This is a genomic window from Paraburkholderia ferrariae NBRC 106233, from assembly GCF_000685035.1.
GTDB classification, from domain to species: Bacteria; Pseudomonadota; Gammaproteobacteria; order Burkholderiales; family Burkholderiaceae; genus Paraburkholderia; species Paraburkholderia ferrariae.
Genome location: NZ_BAYB01000031.1, coordinates 64,732 through 79,870, shown reverse-complemented (window position 1 = coordinate 79,870; position 15,139 = coordinate 64,732). Strand labels below are relative to the sequence as shown.

15 protein-coding genes are annotated in these 15,139 nt (G+C 65.3%); 7 read left to right on the top strand and 8 right to left on the bottom strand.

Annotation, left to right across the window (positions count from 1 at the left end; translation table 11 throughout):
* Positions 1–19 precede the first annotated feature (19 nt).
* The 6 genes from BFE01S_RS28470 to BFE01S_RS28445 all read left to right on the top strand — a co-directional run bounded on the left by BFE01S_RS28470 (position 20) and on the right by BFE01S_RS28445 (position 3,341).
* Positions 20–577, top strand: a complete 558-nt coding sequence (locus BFE01S_RS28470) for a type 1 glutamine amidotransferase domain-containing protein (protein ID WP_028228428.1) — start codon at positions 20–22, stop codon at positions 575–577.
* A gap of 27 nt (positions 578–604) precedes the next feature.
* Positions 605–898 carry a DUF1488 family protein gene (locus BFE01S_RS28465; RefSeq protein WP_084170207.1) on the top strand — a complete coding sequence of 98 codons (294 nt, stop codon included), beginning with the start codon at positions 605–607 and terminating at the stop codon, positions 896–898.
* 129 nt (positions 899–1,027) lie between these two features.
* Positions 1,028–1,516, top strand: coding sequence for a PRC-barrel domain-containing protein (locus BFE01S_RS40520; protein WP_042338844.1), 489 nt, complete (start codon positions 1,028–1,030; stop codon positions 1,514–1,516).
* 37 nt (positions 1,517–1,553) lie between these two features.
* Positions 1,554–1,745 carry a DUF6496 domain-containing protein gene (locus tag BFE01S_RS44640; protein WP_156967177.1) on the top strand — a complete coding sequence of 64 codons (192 nt, stop codon included), beginning with the start codon at positions 1,554–1,556 and terminating at the stop codon, positions 1,743–1,745.
* 30 nt (positions 1,746–1,775) lie between these two features.
* A complete protein-coding gene (locus BFE01S_RS28450) occupies positions 1,776–2,156 on the top strand; it encodes a DUF3022 domain-containing protein (protein WP_028228426.1) in 381 nt (126 codons plus the stop codon).
* Between the two features lie 126 nt (positions 2,157–2,282).
* Positions 2,283–3,341, top strand: a complete 1,059-nt coding sequence (locus tag BFE01S_RS28445; protein WP_028228425.1) for a purine-nucleoside phosphorylase — start codon at positions 2,283–2,285, stop codon at positions 3,339–3,341.
* A gap of 71 nt (positions 3,342–3,412) precedes the next feature.
* On the opposite strand, the gene BFE01S_RS28440 is transcribed toward BFE01S_RS28445, so the two are convergent.
* A complete protein-coding gene (locus tag BFE01S_RS28440; protein WP_156967176.1) occupies positions 3,413–3,739 on the bottom strand; it encodes a hypothetical protein in 327 nt (108 codons plus the stop codon).
* On the bottom strand, positions 3,736–4,152 hold the full coding sequence (locus BFE01S_RS28435) for a MarR family winged helix-turn-helix transcriptional regulator (RefSeq protein WP_028228423.1): 417 nt from the start codon (positions 4,150–4,152) through the stop codon (positions 3,736–3,738). The genes BFE01S_RS28440 and BFE01S_RS28435 overlap by 4 nt, the downstream gene beginning before the upstream one ends.
* Positions 4,153–4,597: 445 nt before the next feature.
* Between BFE01S_RS28435 and BFE01S_RS28430 the strand changes: the two genes are divergently transcribed.
* Positions 4,598–6,841, top strand: a complete 2,244-nt coding sequence (locus tag BFE01S_RS28430; protein WP_028228422.1) for an NADP-dependent isocitrate dehydrogenase — start codon at positions 4,598–4,600, stop codon at positions 6,839–6,841.
* Between the two features lie 180 nt (positions 6,842–7,021).
* Here BFE01S_RS28430 and BFE01S_RS28425 read toward each other — a convergent pair whose 3' ends face one another.
* The 6 genes from BFE01S_RS28425 to BFE01S_RS28400 all read right to left on the bottom strand — a co-directional run bounded on the left by BFE01S_RS28425 (position 7,022) and on the right by BFE01S_RS28400 (position 14,975).
* A complete protein-coding gene (locus BFE01S_RS28425) occupies positions 7,022–7,795 on the bottom strand; it encodes a slipin family protein (protein WP_028228421.1) in 774 nt (257 codons plus the stop codon).
* A complete protein-coding gene (locus BFE01S_RS28420) occupies positions 7,792–9,330 on the bottom strand; it encodes an NfeD family protein (protein WP_028228420.1) in 1,539 nt (512 codons plus the stop codon). The genes BFE01S_RS28425 and BFE01S_RS28420 overlap by 4 nt, the downstream gene beginning before the upstream one ends.
* 185 nt (positions 9,331–9,515) lie before the next feature.
* A complete protein-coding gene (locus BFE01S_RS28415; RefSeq protein ID WP_042338843.1) occupies positions 9,516–9,881 on the bottom strand; it encodes a cupin domain-containing protein in 366 nt (121 codons plus the stop codon).
* A gap of 287 nt (positions 9,882–10,168) precedes the next feature.
* Positions 10,169–11,416 (bottom strand): cytochrome c, encoded by a 1,248-nt coding sequence (locus BFE01S_RS28410; protein WP_028228418.1) that lies wholly within the window; start codon positions 11,414–11,416, stop codon positions 10,169–10,171.
* Positions 11,413–12,090, bottom strand: coding sequence for a (2Fe-2S)-binding protein (locus tag BFE01S_RS28405; RefSeq protein ID WP_028228417.1), 678 nt, complete (start codon positions 12,088–12,090; stop codon positions 11,413–11,415). Before BFE01S_RS28405 ends, BFE01S_RS28410 begins: the two co-directional genes overlap by 4 nt.
* Positions 12,087–14,975, bottom strand: a complete 2,889-nt coding sequence (locus BFE01S_RS28400) for a xanthine dehydrogenase family protein molybdopterin-binding subunit (protein WP_028228416.1) — start codon at positions 14,973–14,975, stop codon at positions 12,087–12,089. Before BFE01S_RS28400 ends, BFE01S_RS28405 begins: the two co-directional genes overlap by 4 nt.
* Between the last annotated feature and the right edge of the window lie 164 nt (positions 14,976–15,139).

Below are 15,139 nucleotides of genomic sequence, written 5' to 3'. Positions count from 1 at the left end.
GTTTACAACGGAGTACGAAATGTCCAGCAAACTCGCAGGCTGCAAGGTAGCGGTACTCGCCGTAGACGGTTTCGAGCAGGCCGAGCTGTTCGAGCCAAGGCGCGCGTTGCAGGAGGCCGGCGCCGAAGCGCACGTGGTTTCCTCGAGGCCTGGCAGAATCCAGGGTTTCCGGCACACAGAAAAAGGTCACACGGTCGAGGTCGACGTCACCTTCGACAAGGCACGGCCCGAGGAGTACGACGCGGTCGTGCTGCCGGGCGGCGTGGTGAACGGCGACGCCATCCGGCTGCTGCCCGAGGCCCAGGCATTCGTGCGCGCGGTGGACAAGGCGGGCAAGCCCATCGGCGTGATCTGCCACGGCGGCTGGCTGCCCATTTCGGCGGGTCTCGTGAAGGGACACAAGATGACAAGCTGGCCGAGCCTTCAGGACGATATCCGGAACGCGGGCGGCACCTGGGTCGATGCGCAGGTGGTGGAAGACGGCAACTTCATCACGAGCCGCAAGCCGAACGATCTGCCCGCATTCAACAAGAAGCTGATCGAGCAGATCGCGAAGCACAGCCATCACCGCCCTTGATTCATGGGCTCAACTGGAGCGTCCGGCATGCATGTCGAATTCATCGATGACGAACCCATTTACGACGGCGCCAATCTCCTGGTCCGGTTCGGTGCCCGCGTCGATGGCAAGCCAGCCGAATGCGCCATTACAGCGGAGGCGCTCGAGGATCACTTCGGCGCGCACGCGTCGCAGGAAGACGCGTTGCTGAACGCCTTTCGCGCCCATCGCCGACGCATCGAATCCCTCTGCGTGCAGGCGCTCGAACGCAGCGGCGCGACAGCCGTCACGCTGCACAGCGGATTCGTGAGAATGATCGGGCTGCAGGAACAACACCAATAAGAGGCATTGCAGGCCGCTTCGGCTGGCGCACGCTTACGTGCAGCGTTGCGCCGTTGCCGGACGGTCTCGATAGCGAAAGCAGCAAATGGGTAATAGTCCAGGACCGCACGAACACGCAAGGAGATTCTCATGCCATCGATTCCTCCCTCCCCCTCGTCCGGCGGCACCGGCGCCCGTATCCTCGGCAAGGGACATTCGACCGCCGCGGGCCCCGGCCCCGACGTCATGGCCGCCAGCACGCTGGACAGCGACCGCGTCCTGAGTTCGGACGGCGAAGAAGTCGGCAAGATCAAGGACATCATGCTCGATGTCCAGAGCGGCCGCGTGGCCTACGCCGTGCTCGCGAGCGGCGGCTTTCTCGGCATTGGCAACAAGTTGCTGGCCATTCCCTGGAGCGCGCTCACGCTCGACACATCGCGCAAGTGCTTTCTGCTCGACGTGTCGGCCGAGCGCGTGAAGGCCGCGCCGGGCTTCGACAAGGACCAGTGGCCGACCATGGCCGACCCGGACTGGGCCGCCACGCTGCACGAGTACTACGGCGCCGATCCCTACTGGGACGACCCCGCTACCCTGAGCCCGCGCGACACGCGCCCCGACCCGGACCACTCGCAAGGCTAGGCCATTCCCGGATGTAATCGCCCGACACGGCGGGTGCATGCCCGACACCACCCGCCCTTCACCCAGGGAGACAGACATGCCACTCAGCAAAGGTAAATCACGCGAAGCAATCTCGAAGAACATCAAGACCGGGATGAAGGAAGGGAAGTCGCAAAAGCAGGCTGTTGCGATTGCATTGAACGAAGCGCGCAAGGCGGGCGCGAAGATTCCAAAAAAGCATCGCAAGTAACGCACGCCACGGATCATGCGAGACACACCCATGAACACGTTCGACTTCGATCAGCGCGTCGAGGAAATCCAGCTTGCTCTCGCCGGGTTGTTCAGCTCGCCGAAGGCGCCTTCGGTAAGCAGTCTTGACGAAGGGGATACGTTCTATATGCAGTTGTCGTGGGTCATCGAATCGCATCGCGATACGACACTCGACGCGCGCTGCTCCATCACGCTGCGCTTCGCCCGCGCGCAGATCGACCGCTATGCCCGCCTCGACACGCGCGCCCGGCATGAAGTCCTGCAACGCATCTGCGCCCGGGTGCAGGACCGGTTCAATGCCTTGCAGGCGCCGCCTTCGGTACAGGGCGAATGCTCGATCGAATTGACCTTCGCCGATACCGACTTCGATCTCGCCAGGCGCGCGGACTGATTCCGCGACCTCACCTCCTTCCCCCGCCGCCGTCACACGACGGCAGCATGCCGCGCATGCCCGCTTCGATTGTCGGGTAACATCCGCCCACGTCCCGACCGACGCGTACCCACAAGGAGAACGTGCATGCCTCGCCGCCTCGTCAGCTTGTGCGCGGCGCTGATGCTGGCCGGATGCTCGGCCAGCCAGCTCCCCGCAACCCACGACGCCACCGCTTTCGGGCAAACGCCCGGCGCCCGGCCGGTGAAGGTCATGATCGTCACGATGTTCGGCCCCGAGGCGAAGACCTGGCTCGACCGGCTCGGCCCGTGGGATACCGTTACGGTGGCGGGCCTCTCGCCCGATTACCCAGTAGTCCATTGCAATCGCGACGACGTCTGTGTCATGACGACGGGCATGGGCCACGCGAACGCGGCCGCGTCCACGATGGCGCTCACCTTCGCTCCGCAGTTCGACCTGCGCCAGACCTGGTTCATCGTCGCCGGCATTGCCGGGGTGAATCCCGAACAGGGAACGCTGGGCTCGGCGGCCTGGTCGGACTACCTGGTGGACTTCGGGTTGCAATGGGAGATCGACGGCGACGGCCGGCCCGCCGGCTGGCCCACCGGCTACCTGGGCATCAACACGAAGAGCCCTGCCGAAACACCCGCGCTCGACTATCGCACCGAGGTCTTCCGGCTGAATGCGCGCCTCACCGATGCGGCCTACGCGCTCACCCGCAACGTCGCCCTGGCCGACAGCCCCGAGATGCAGGCGGCGCGCGCGAAGTACGGCTATGCGCCGGCGAACCGGCCGCCCACGGTCATTCGCTGCGATTCCTTGGCCGACGACACCTGGTGGTCCGGCGCCGCGCTCGGCGCGCGGGCCAGCACGTGGACCCGCCAACTCACGGCCAATCGCGGCGTTTATTGCATGACGCAGCAGGAAGACAACGCGACATTCGAAGCGCTCAAGCGCGCGGCCGCTGCGCACCGCGTGGATCTCGACCGCATAGCGGTGCTGCGCGCCGGCTCCGACTTCGACCGCCCCTACCCAGGCGAAACCGCGGCGCACAACCTGCTCGACTATGCGGCTCAAGGCGGCTTCGCGCCCGCGCTGGAAAACCTTTATCGCACCGGCAACCCGCTCGTGCAGACCATCGTTGCGCACTGGAGCGACTGGCGTAACGGTGTTCCCTCGCGGTGATGCGGCCATTGAAAAGTACTCCTTAAGAATTTTCCGGGACGGCCGCGTACGGATAGTCACGGGCTACTGGCTCAACGCGAGCACGCCTGCAAAGCCTCGATGAATTCCACCTGCCACGCCGGATCTTGCGAAAAAGCGGCAAGATCGGCGTGCAGATCGCCCGCATGCGCTGCCATGCAGTTACGCCGGTTCGCCTCGGCGGCCTGTGGCAACAATACGAGCGCTACCGTCAAGCCGCCCACCGCCAGCGCGCAGATCGTGCAGCCAATCGCCCAGCGCCATCCTTCGCCCGCTGCGCCCTTTGCCTCCGTACAGGCCAACGCCGAATCGTTCATCGTTCCCCCTCGAATGATTAGCAAGACAACCGTTTGACACAAAAAAATGCGGCCATGCGTCATGCGAGTTCTTTGCGGATGTTGCGCATGCCCGTTACCGTCGATTCGAACAGATCCGCGCCCACTTTCGTGCGCAGCCTGCGCGCGACATCGGCGCTCGCGCCGTTGATCGGACCGTCGATCGCCTGGCCTTCCGCGGTCGGGAACAGGCCCCACTCGCGGCCGTCCGCCTCGCCCTGGCGGCGCTCGAGCAGTTGCTTCTCGCACAGGTTGTCCACGAGGCGCGTCGCCGTCGGGCGCGCGATGCCGAGCGTCTGCGCGATGTCGCTCGCAAGGCACCCCGGCTTCGCCAGCACGACGCGCAGCACGAAGCCCTGCGCAGGCGTCAGGCCGAACGGCGCATACGCGGCGCTCCACTCGCGCTCCACGAGCCGGGCAAGCGCCGACGAGTTGAAGTAAAGGCAATGATCGAACATGGCGTCATCAAACCACGAATTGATTAGCAAGGCAATCAATATCGCGAACTGGTGCGACCTAATGACCTCCGACACAAAGAATTCTTATATAAGACTGCCTCATTCCTCCGGTCTTTTACGAGGGTCTTTCCTGGCTTGACAGAGAATACAGGGTTCAATCTCCAAGACATCATTGATACGGCCAGCGTCTCCGCAACACGCCGCCAACCCTTGCCCAGCGGGGTTCTGAGGCAGCAGCGTTTTCAGCGCGCGGCCGCGCGATCGGCCCGAAACAGGCCAATTTTTGCATCTGTCAATATCGCGCAACCGCTTTCCACAATATGAAATTCCGGTACAGTTCGGCCCCTGGTCGTCTGAAATTCAGGCAAAATCCAGGTGTTTCGCCGACTGCGCGCAGCCGGTGGTGTCGCCACCCCGTTTTTGAACCCCGCCAAGAAGCCGATCGATGAGTACTCAGCAACCCACCATCATCTATACCCTGACCGATGAAGCGCCGCTGCTTGCCACCAGCGCGTTTCTGCCCGTCATCCGCACCTTCGCTGCGCCGGCCGGCGTGAACGTCGAGACCAGCGATATTTCCGTGGCGAGCCGCATCCTCGGTGAATTCCCCGAGTTCCTGACCGAGGAACAACGCGTGCCGGACAACCTGGCCGAGCTCGGCCGTCTCACGCAGTTGCCGGACACGAACATCATCAAGCTGCCGAACATCAGCGCATCGGTGCCGCAGCTCGTCGCCGCGATCAAGGAGCTGCAGGGCAAGGGCTACAAGATCCCCGACTATCCGGAAGATCCGAAGAACGAGGAAGAGCAGGCTATCCAGAAGCGCTACTCCAGGTGCCTCGGCAGCGCGGTGAACCCGGTGCTGCGCGAAGGCAACTCGGACCGCCGCGCGCCGCTCGCCGTGAAGAACTACGCGAAGAAGCACCCGCACAGCATGGGCGAGTGGAGCATGGCTTCGCGCACCCACGTCGCGCACATGAAGCACGGCGACTTCTATCACGGCGAAAAGTCGATCACGAACGACAAGGAGCGTGAAGTCCGCATGGAACTCGTCACGAAGAGTGGCGAGACCATCGTGCTCAAGCCCAAGGTCAAGCTGCTGGCCGGCGAGATCGTGGACAGCATGTTCATGAGCAAGAAGCACCTGATCGCGTTCTACGAAGAGCAGATGGAAGACGCGCGCAAGACCGGCGTCATGCTCTCGCTGCACGTGAAGGCGACCATGATGAAGGTTTCGCACCCCATCGTGTTCGGCCACGCGGTCAAGGTGTTCTACAAGGACGCGTTCGAAAAGCACGCGAAGCTCTTCGAAGAGCTGGGCGTGAACGTCAACAACGGCATGGTCGATCTGTACACCAAGATCGAAGCGCTGCCGGAGTCGAAGCGCGAAGAGGTGATCCGCGACCTGCACGCGTGCCACGAGCACCGTCCGGCGCTCGCCATGGTCGATTCGGCCAAGGGCATCTCGAACCTGCACGCGCCCAACGACGTGATCGTGGACGCCTCGATGCCCGCGATGATCCGCGCCGGCGGCAAGATGTGGGGCGCCGACGGCCGCCCGGCCGACACGAAGTGCCTGATTCCGGAAAGCACGTTCGCGCGCATCTACCAGGAAATCATCAACTTCTGCAAGACCAACGGCGCGTTCGACCCGAAGACGATGGGCACGGTGCCCAATGTCGGCCTGATGGCGCAGAAGGCCGAAGAGTACGGCTCGCACGACAAGACCTTCGAAATCCCGCAGGACGGCACGGCACGCATCGTCGACAACGCCACGGGCGAAGCGATCGCTGCGCTCACGCAGGAAGTCGAGCAGGGCGACATCTGGCGCATGTGTCTCGTGAAGGACGCGCCGATCCGCGACTGGGTCAAGCTCGCCGTCGCGCGCGCGAAGAACTCGGGCATGCCGGTGGTGTTCTGGCTCGACCCGTATCGTCCGCACGAAAACGAGCTGATCAAGAAGGTCGAAACGTACCTCAAGGATTACGACACGACCGGCCTCGACATCCAGATCATGTCGCAGGTTCGCGCGATGCGTTACTCGCTCGAGCGCGTGATCCGCGGTCTGGACACGATCTCGGCCACCGGCAACATCCTGCGCGACTACCTGACCGACCTGTTCCCGATCATGGAGCTGGGCACGAGCGCGAAGATGCTCTCGATCGTTCCGCTGATGGCGGGCGGCGGCATGTACGAAACGGGCGCGGGCGGTTCGGCGCCGAAGCACGTGCAGCAACTGGTTCAGGAAGACCACCTGCGCTGGGACTCGCTCGGCGAATTCCTTGCGCTGGCCGTCTCGCTGGAAGACCTCGGCATCAAGACGAACAACGCGAAGGCCAAGCTGCTCGCGAAGACGCTCGACGCCGCCACCGGCAAGCTGCTCGACAACAACAAGGGCCCGTCGCCGAAGACCGGCGAGCTGGACAACCGCGGCAGCCAGTTCTACCTCGCGATGTACTGGGCGCAGGAACTGGCCGCGCAGAAGGAAGACGCGGAACTGGCCGCTCACTTCGCGCCGCTCGCGAAGACGCTGGCCGAAAACGAGCCGGCTATCATTGCGGAACTGAGCGCGGTGCAGGGCAAGCCGGTCGATATCGGCGGCTACTACAAGCCGGATTTCGCGAAGCTCGCCGAAATCATGCGCCCGAGCAAAACGTTCAACGCTGCGATCGAAGCCGCCGCGAAGTAAGCGCGTTCGCACCGTAACGCCCCGCGGGCACGGGGGCGTGCGGTGTCGAAGGATCGAAGTACGAAAGCCCTTGCGGTCTCCGGCCGCAAGGGCTTTTTTCATCGGAACGTCGATCACGCTCCCCGGTGCGCGCATAACGTTGATGGCGCAACGAACACCGCTCGCACCAAAGGCCCGTGCTCAACGCTCGCGCGGCGGCCCCATGCGGTCGAGCAGCGAGGTCAGCAGATCGACCGGCAGCGGGAAGACGATTGTCGAGTTCTTGTCCGCGGCGATCGTGGTGAGCGTCTGCAGGTAGCGCAACTGCATCGCCTGCGGCTGCTGGGCGAGCCGCTGCGCGGCCTGCAGCAGTTTTTCCGAGGCCTGCAGTTCGCCTTCCGCGTGTATCACCTTCGCGCGCCGTTCGCGCTCGGCCTCGGCCTGGCGCGCAATCGCGCGGATCATCGTCTCGTTCAGATCGACGTGCTTGATCTCCACCGTCGATACCTTGATGCCCCACGCGTCGGTCTGCGCATCGAGCGTCTTCTGGATATCGGCATTGAGCTGCTCGCGCTCCGCCAGAAGCGCATCCAGATCGTGCTTGCCCAGCACCGCGCGCAGCGTCGTCTGCGCAAGCTGGCTGGTCGCGTCGAAATAGCGCGCAACCTGGATCACGGCCCGCTCCGGATCGACCACCCGGAAATAGACCACGGCGTTGACCTTCACCGAAACGTTGTCGCGCGTAATCACATCCTGCGACGGCACGTCGAATACGACCGTGCGCAGATCGATCCGCACGACCTGCTGGACAACGGGAATAATCAGCACGAGCCCCGGCCCCTTGACCTTCCAGAAGCGGCCGAGCATGAATACGACGCCGCGCTCGTACTCGCGGAAAATGCGGATCGCCGAAACGACGAGGAACGCCGCGAGCACAACTAGCAGGCCTGTAAAGCCAAACGTGAAGCCGATCATGAGGGTTCTCCTTGTGGCTGTGCTTCGTCGAGCGGCGTGACCGTGAGCGTGAGTCCGCTGCGCCCGGTCACGCGGACCTGCCGCCCGGCCGCGAGCGGCGCGTCGCAGGTCACGCGCCAGCGCTCCCCGTGCACGCGCGCCCACCCTGTAGCCGGGCGCGCACGGTCCGTGCCGCCTGGCGGCACGTCGGCCTCCAGGCCCGCGTCGATCACTTCGCCCACGCTGCCCAGCATGGCCTCGCCACCGCTCACAACCGGACGCCGCCGCGCGCGCAGCGCCACGCTCGACACCATCGCGACAAACAGCGCGCCGCCCAGCGCAAGCCCCGCGACGAGCGGCAACGGAATGCCATAGCCCGGCACGTCGGTATCGATCAGCATGAGCGCGCCGATGGCGAACGCCACGATGCCGCCAAAGCCGAGCACGCCGAAGGTGGGCAGAAACGCCTCGGCGATCAGGCAGGCGAGCCCGAACATCACGAGGCCGAGCCCCGCATAATTGACCGGCAGAAGCTGCATGGCGAAGAGCCCGACGAGCAGGCAGATCGCGCCGGCCACGCCGGGCAGCACGAATCCCGGATTCGCGAACTCGAAGAAGAGCGCATACATGCCCACGGTAAGCAGGATCAGCGCGACGTTCGGGTCGGCGATGATCGAGAGCAGGTGATTGCGCCAGTCGGGCTCCACGTACGCGAGCGGCGCATGTGCGGTTGCGAGCGTGACCGGGCCTGCCGCGGTCGTCACGACGCGCCCATCGACCTGGCGCGCGAGATCGGCCGGGCTCGCCGCGATCAGGTCGATCACGTGCTGGTCGCGCGCCTCGCTGGCCGAAAGACTCACCGCTTCGCGCACCGCGCGTTCCGCCCAGTCGGCATTGCGGCCGCGCAGTTGTGCGAGGCCGCGGATATACGCCGCGGAATCGTGCATGACCTTGCGGGCCTCGGTGGAGGCGGAATCGGTGGCTTGCGCGCCCGGCTGCGTGCCGGATGCTGGCCCGGCAGTGCCTGCGGGTCCTGTGGGCCCGGCACCGCCCGGAACCGCGCCCCCGCCTACCCCGAGTTGCACTGGCGAAGCGGCGCCCAGGTTGGTGCCGGGCGCCATCGCCGCGATATGGCTCGCATAGACGATATAGGTGCCCGCGCTCGCCGCGCGCGCACCGCCCGGCGCCACGAAGGCGGCCACCGGCACCGGCGAGGCGAGGATGGCCTTGATGATCTGCCGCATCGACGTATCGAGGCCGCCCGGCGTATCGAGCTGGATGATCGCGAGCGGCGCGCGCTGGTTCGCTGCGCGCGCGAGCGTGCGGACGATGAAATCGGCGCTGGCCGGGCCAATCGCACCGTTGACGGTCATGACGATCACGGGGGACGGCATGCCGCCAGCCGGCATGCCCACGGCGAGCCGTGGCGCGGCGGCAGCCACGCAGACGACCAGCAACACCGCGAACAGCGCAGCGCGGGCAACCCGTGCCGGCAGCGGGTGATGCGGATGAGCGGGCGCAAGCGCCGGCTCGTGCGAAGGACGATGAACGCGCATCGAAACGTCCAGACAGCGCGCAAAAGGGCACAGCCCCGATATTCAAAGATTAGGCGCTTTCCGTGCAAAGCGCGAACCGGCGCCCATCCGGCGCTGCACCGCAGCATGGCGCGGCGCTGTACACGGATTCCGCTGATCTGGCGGGATTGGGCGCCGCGGTCGGCCCCTGCTTCAGGCCACGTTCGTCAAGCCGCCTTCTCGTAAGCGACATAGATCTTGCGGCAGGACTCCACGACTTCCCAGGTGCCCTTGAAACCCGACGGAATCACGAAGCGGTCGCCCGTGCGCAGTTCCCTCGCGGCGCCCGCTTCGTCGCGGATCACGGAGACGCCCTCGAGAATCTCGCAGTATTCCATTTCGGTATAGTTCACGCGCCAGTGCCCCGGCGTGCTGGCCCAAATGCCGCTGCTGAACTGCCCGCACGGGCTCGTGTAACACTGCGTGAGCGTCTGGAGCGGGTCGCCGGCAATCAGCTTTTCGGGCGCGACGCGGTATTCGAAGCGCTCGCCCTGATTCGTGCCGATATCGACGATATCCGAAATGCCTGCCATGTCCTGCTCTCCTCGTTGTCTTGTTTGAAGTGATGGGAAGCTGTAAGTATCGCAGCGTTTCAGGCGGCGCCAATATTCGGGTTTGGGGAAGGGTTACCTTTTTTATGCCAGGCACGGCGCCCGAGGCAATCGCATACCCGTTTCACGATTCGGATAACGAAATATATAGCCGAGCCCGTCAATGCGCGTTCGTGCGCCCCACTCTGCACACGCAACAAAAAACGGCTCCGAACCCAAGGTCCGGAGCCGTCCCGTTACTGCTGCGAGTCTCTCCTGCGCTCGCCTGCTCAGCGCAACGCCTTCACATCCTGCGCAGTCACATTCGCCGCTTGCCCACCCCACGTCGCGCGCAGGTAATTCGCAAGCTGCGCGAGCTCATCGTCGCTGAGCGTGGACGAGAACGCCGGCATCGCCTGCATGTCCTCCAGGCCCGCGAACTTCTGCGTATCGATACCGTCCAGCATCGCCACCAGCAGGTTATGCGGATCGGCCTGCCGCAGCGTGGAATTGCCGTTCATCGCCACGGCAACATGCGGTTTGCCCTCACCCGAGAGCCCATGGCAGCCCGCGCAAACGGCGAGGTACACCGAGCGCCCGGCCGCGAGCATCGCCGCATCGGCGGCAACCGGCGTCACCGGCTGAGGCGTCGGCGGCGTGTCGCCCAGCAGATACACGGATAGCGCGCGCACGTCGTCCTTCGTGAGGTACTGCGTGCTCAGATGCACCACCGGATACATCTCGCCGAACGCGGAACCCTGCGGCGCAATCCCCACGCTAAAGAACGTCTGCAGATCGCCGCCCGTCCAGCCGCGCGAAGCAAGGCCCGCAGGCGTGATGTCCGGCGCGACGGTACGCCCGAGCGCGGCGCCCGAAAGCGGCTTCGCATCTTCGAGTTGACCGAACACGTTACGCGGCGTGTGGCATTCGGCGCAGTGGCCGAGCGCATTGGCGAGGTAGCGCCCGCGCTGCCAGTCGGCGGACTTCCCTGTCGATGCATCGGGCAGCGCGTCCTTCAGGAACACCATGTCCCACAACGCCATGCCGAAGCGCAGGTTGTACGGAAACTTGAGGTCGTGAGGATGGTTCGCCACCGCAACCGGCTGCACGGTCATCAGGTAGGCGTAGATCGCATCGGTATCCGCACGCGTAAGCTGCCGGTACGACGTGTACGGCATCGAGGGGTACAGGTGCTTGCCGCGCGCGTTGCCGTCGTGCAGCGCCTTGTAGAAGTCCTCCGCGCTCCAGTTGCCGATGCCGTGGTCCTTGTCCGGCGTGATGTTCGAGCCGTAGAACGTGCCATACGGCGAGTCGAGCTTCACGCCGCCCGCGAACGGCGCACCGTCCTTTGCCGTGTGGCACGCGGCGCAATCGGCGGCCCTGGCGAGGTAGCGGCCGTGCGCGACCTGCTCCGGCGTCGGCGTGAACGCTGCCGATGCGTCCGACGCCGATTCGTCGCGCCCGCAGGCGGCCAGTGTCAGCGCGCAAGCGGCGAGCAGCACGCCCTGAGCCAAGCGTTTGGCGAGGACGTAGTTCATGCCGCGTCCTTCACGAGACCGGGCGTGCTCATCACCACGTCCTTCACCGCCTCGTAGTAGCGCACATAGCCCGTGCAGCGGCAGATGTGGCTGTCGAGTGCATCCATGATCGTGCTTTCCACATCGGCCTTCGCAACGGGCTGGCGCTTGAGCCGCTCGATCAGCACCGTGGCGGCATTCACGAAGCCCGGCGTGCAGTAGCCGCACTGGAAGCTGAAATGGTCGAGGAACTTCTGCTGGACAGGCGAGAGTTCGACCACTTCGCCCGCTTCGTTGCGCTTCGCGTGACCTTCGATCGTGCGGATCGAACGGCCATTGAAGAAGTGCGCGCCCGTGATGCAGGAGCGCATCTCTTCGCTCGTGCCATCGGGCTTGTCGAGAATGACCACGCACGCGTGGCAGATGCCCTGCCCGCAACCGAGGCGCGAGCCCGTCAAGCCCACATACTCGTGCAGGAACTCGATCATCATGATGCCCTCGGGCACCTGCATGGGACCGACGGCCTTGCCGTTGACGGTGAGCGCAAGCGCCTTCGGCCGATATTGCACGAGCGGGCGTTCAACGGGCGCTGCGGCCAGCTGCGCCGTGGCAGAAGAGGCCGCAGCGGCAGGCGAGGCCGGGGTCGGGGCAGCGCCGGCGCTGGCCGCGGAAGCAGCGGATTGGGCGAGCGTCATGCGAGCACCTCCAGGATTTTTTGCGGGGTCACCGGCAGGTCGGTGAAGCGATGGCCGATGGCGTGCGCCACGCCGTTCACCACCGCGCCCACCACGGGAATCATCACCACTTCGGCAATGCCTTTGGGCGGATCGGTTTCGGAGAGCGGTGGCAGCACTTCGCCGGTCTGCGTCCACACGGCCACGTCCGAGGCGCGCGGCAACTGATAGCGGTTGAAGTTCCAGGTGCCGTTGCCGGGTCCGTCTTCGTACAGCGGCAGATATTCGTGCAGTGCGTGGCCGATGCCCATGGCAACGCCGCCCTGCAACTGGCCCGAGACCAGTTGCGGCGAAATCTGGTTGCCGCACTCCATGATCGAGTGATGCGTGAGCACTTCCACCTTGCCGGTCGCTTCGTGAACGGCGAGCTCGACGAGCGTACCCACCGCGCTGTAGTAGGTCACGGCAGCGTTGTTGCGGCTCACCGGCGGGATGAACACGCGCTTGCGGTCCAGCACGCGGTAGCCGTTGGCCGTGGGCGGCAGCGTGGCAGGCGCCAGCGCCACGGGCGCGGCCGTGTCCGGCTTCGCGCCGGACGCCGGCGTGCCCGCATCGGCCGCCTGGCCGCCGCCATAACGCAGCGACAGGCCATCGATCGGCAACCGCTCCACCGTGCCGCCGCCCACGTCGAACTCCGCTTCGGCCCATTGCCAGCGGTTGAACACGTGCACGACCGCACCGGTGGGCAGCCCCATCGCGTGGGCCTGCCTGGCGAGCTGTTCGAGCGGCAGCGGCTCGAGGCCGGTCGCGGTGAGCTTGCCGTCCACCCAGCGCGCGTCTTCGATGCGCACGACGTACGGCGCGGCCTGGCCGCCGCCGATGCCCTGCCCCCAGATCGAAAGCGCGGCGGGCCACAGGCCGTAGCGGAATACGGCACGCGCGGCCTCGCGCGTACTGTGCGTGAAGTAGTAGGCCGAGTTCGTCGCGCTGGAGGGCGAAGCGATGTTGGGCGTCCAGCGCGGATTCGCGCTCAGGTGGTCCTGGTCGGCCTGGCTCATGATGTACGGATCGCCGCTCGTCACCACGGGCAGATCCGGCCAGTCGGTCACGGCCACGCGGATCTCCGCGGCCGGCTTGCCCAGCCACTTCGCCACGGCCACGGCCTGCGAGGTGGACATGCCCGTGCCGATCTCGGCGCCCGTGTGATGCAGCGTGATCGTGCCGTTCTCGTCGAACTCCACCTTGGCGAGCGAGCCCTCGGCGCCCGTGCCGAAATCCTTCTGCACGCACGCAAAGCCCACGCCGTAGCGCTTGCCCGGATTGGCGGCTTCGTATTCGGCCTTGCGCTGCGTCCGTTGCGTCCACAACGGATGCACCTTCGCGCGTTCGAGCACGTCGTCCACGCGGATCGCCCCGGCCGGAATCGCCCCCTGGGTGTTCTTCATGCCCGAGCGCAGCGCGTTCTTCAGGCGGAAGTCGATCGGATCGACGCCCAGTTGCGCCGCAATTTCATCGACGGCCATCTCGGTCGCGGCCATGCTCTGCAAGGTGCCGTAGCCGCGCGCCGAGCCCGCGTCGATCGCGCGCGAGGCAATCGCTACCGTGGCGAAGTCGTTCTTCGGGAAATAGTAGATCGACTGTGCAGCCGTGGCGCCCACCATCGCCACCGAAGGCGAGAAGTTGCAGCGGCCGCCGCCGTTGGCCTCGAAGTCGCCCTTGAACGATTGCAGGAGTCCTGTCTTGCGATCCACGGCGATGCGGTAGTGCATCTTGAACGCATGACGCTTGAGTGCGGTCTGGAACTGCTCGTAGCGGTCGTTCGCGAAGCGCACCGGCCGGCCGTCGCCGTAGAGCGTGGCCACGAGACCGTAGAACGGCACGTTGTAGTGGTCTTTCGAACCGTAGCCCACCGTGTAGCACGGGTGCAGGAAGATCTGCTTCACCGGGAAGCGGCACTTCGCGACCATGCCCGCGGCCGCATCCGCCACTTCCAGCGGCGATTGCGTGGGCACCACCATGTGCAGCGACTGCGTGGCGGCGTCGTACCAGCCATTCGCGTTGTCCGGTTCGAGCGCGGACGTGTCGATGGACTGGGTGTTGTATTCGCGGTCGAATACCAGCCAGTCCGCGCCGGCATGATCGAGTTCGTCGGCAATCTGGCCGGCGTAGTACATGCCCTGCTCGTCCAGCTTGCCGTGCTCGTTGCCGTCGGGCCACACCGGCTCGTGCTTGCGCATCATGCTCGGGAAGATGGGCGCGTCCTTGAGGCTCGAATAGACGTCGTCGTCGTACGGCGTCTTGCCGCCCACGCGCACGAAGCGGAACGTGCCCCACGGATCGCGTTCGAGCGGCCCCGTCACGGCGCCGTAACGGATCACGTCGTCGCGGAACTTGAGCGCGCTCTTTGCAAAGCGAAAGCGGGCGAAGTCGTGATAGATGAGAATCGCCACGGCATGGCCCAGATACGCGGGCGTCTTGCCGGCGGGCAGCAGCATGTCGTCGCCGTAGAACGACGGAAACGCGAGACCGTCGCGGGCGAGGTCGTCGGCCGTGACGATGCGGTCGGGCTTCAGGTCGTCGCCCAGCACGGCGAGGTCGAAGCCTTCGTAGAGGCGGTCGGCCCGGGTGGCGCGCAGGATCAGCGCGTGGGCCTGCTGTTGCGGCCAGTGGGGCATATCGCTCGCGCGGATGTCGCGCGCGAAGATTTTTGAGCCCGTGACCTTGGCAATGCCGTCGATACGGAATTTGGGAGCGCCCGTGGCGGTATCCCATTTGACTGGCGTGAGGAGTTTTTCTTCGAAGAGAGCAGCGAATGCGCGGCTGCCGATCGGCGCCACATATACCGCCACGCCCGCCAGCATGCTGGCTTTGAGAAAACCCCGCCGCGACAGGCCGTGGTTCTTCATGAGGGGACCTCCAGGTGCGTGCGCGACTCACGAAGGCGATGGTGTCGTATCGCCCGGAGCGGCGCGCATTGTGCCATCCCTACCGGGTAAAACCCAATAGCCGATTTCGCATGCGCTTCTTACGGCAACGCTTATAACCGCGATACGACGGGAATGCCAGCGAG

Bases quoted from the DNA above. Each gene is read 5' to 3' on its own strand.
- BFE01S_RS28400 (WP_028228416.1), bottom strand. From the start codon at position 14,975: ATGAAGAACCACGGCCTGTCGCGGCGGGGTTTTCTCAAAGCCAGCATG.
- BFE01S_RS28425 (WP_028228421.1), bottom strand. From the start codon at position 7,795: ATGATCGGCTTCACGTTTGGCTTTACAGGCCTGCTAGTTGTGCTCGCG.
- BFE01S_RS40520 (WP_042338844.1), top strand. From the start codon at position 1,028: ATGCCATCGATTCCTCCCTCCCCCTCGTCCGGCGGCACCGGCGCCCGT.
- BFE01S_RS28470 (WP_028228428.1), top strand. From the start codon at position 20: ATGTCCAGCAAACTCGCAGGCTGCAAGGTAGCGGTACTCGCCGTAGAC.
- BFE01S_RS28450 (WP_028228426.1), top strand. From the start codon at position 1,776: ATGAACACGTTCGACTTCGATCAGCGCGTCGAGGAAATCCAGCTTGCT.
- BFE01S_RS28410 (WP_028228418.1), bottom strand. From the start codon at position 11,416: ATGAACTACGTCCTCGCCAAACGCTTGGCTCAGGGCGTGCTGCTCGCC.
- BFE01S_RS28465 (WP_084170207.1), top strand. From the start codon at position 605: ATGCATGTCGAATTCATCGATGACGAACCCATTTACGACGGCGCCAAT.
- BFE01S_RS28445 (WP_028228425.1), top strand. From the start codon at position 2,283: ATGCCTCGCCGCCTCGTCAGCTTGTGCGCGGCGCTGATGCTGGCCGGA.
- BFE01S_RS44640 (WP_156967177.1), top strand. From the start codon at position 1,554: ATGCCCGACACCACCCGCCCTTCACCCAGGGAGACAGACATGCCACTC.
- BFE01S_RS28430 (WP_028228422.1), top strand. From the start codon at position 4,598: ATGAGTACTCAGCAACCCACCATCATCTATACCCTGACCGATGAAGCG.
- BFE01S_RS28440 (WP_156967176.1), bottom strand. From the start codon at position 3,739: ATGACGCATGGCCGCATTTTTTTGTGTCAAACGGTTGTCTTGCTAATC.
- BFE01S_RS28405 (WP_028228417.1), bottom strand. From the start codon at position 12,090: ATGACGCTCGCCCAATCCGCTGCTTCCGCGGCCAGCGCCGGCGCTGCC.
- BFE01S_RS28420 (WP_028228420.1), bottom strand. From the start codon at position 9,330: ATGCGCGTTCATCGTCCTTCGCACGAGCCGGCGCTTGCGCCCGCTCAT.
- BFE01S_RS28435 (WP_028228423.1), bottom strand. From the start codon at position 4,152: ATGTTCGATCATTGCCTTTACTTCAACTCGTCGGCGCTTGCCCGGCTC.
- BFE01S_RS28415 (WP_042338843.1), bottom strand. From the start codon at position 9,881: ATGGCAGGCATTTCGGATATCGTCGATATCGGCACGAATCAGGGCGAG.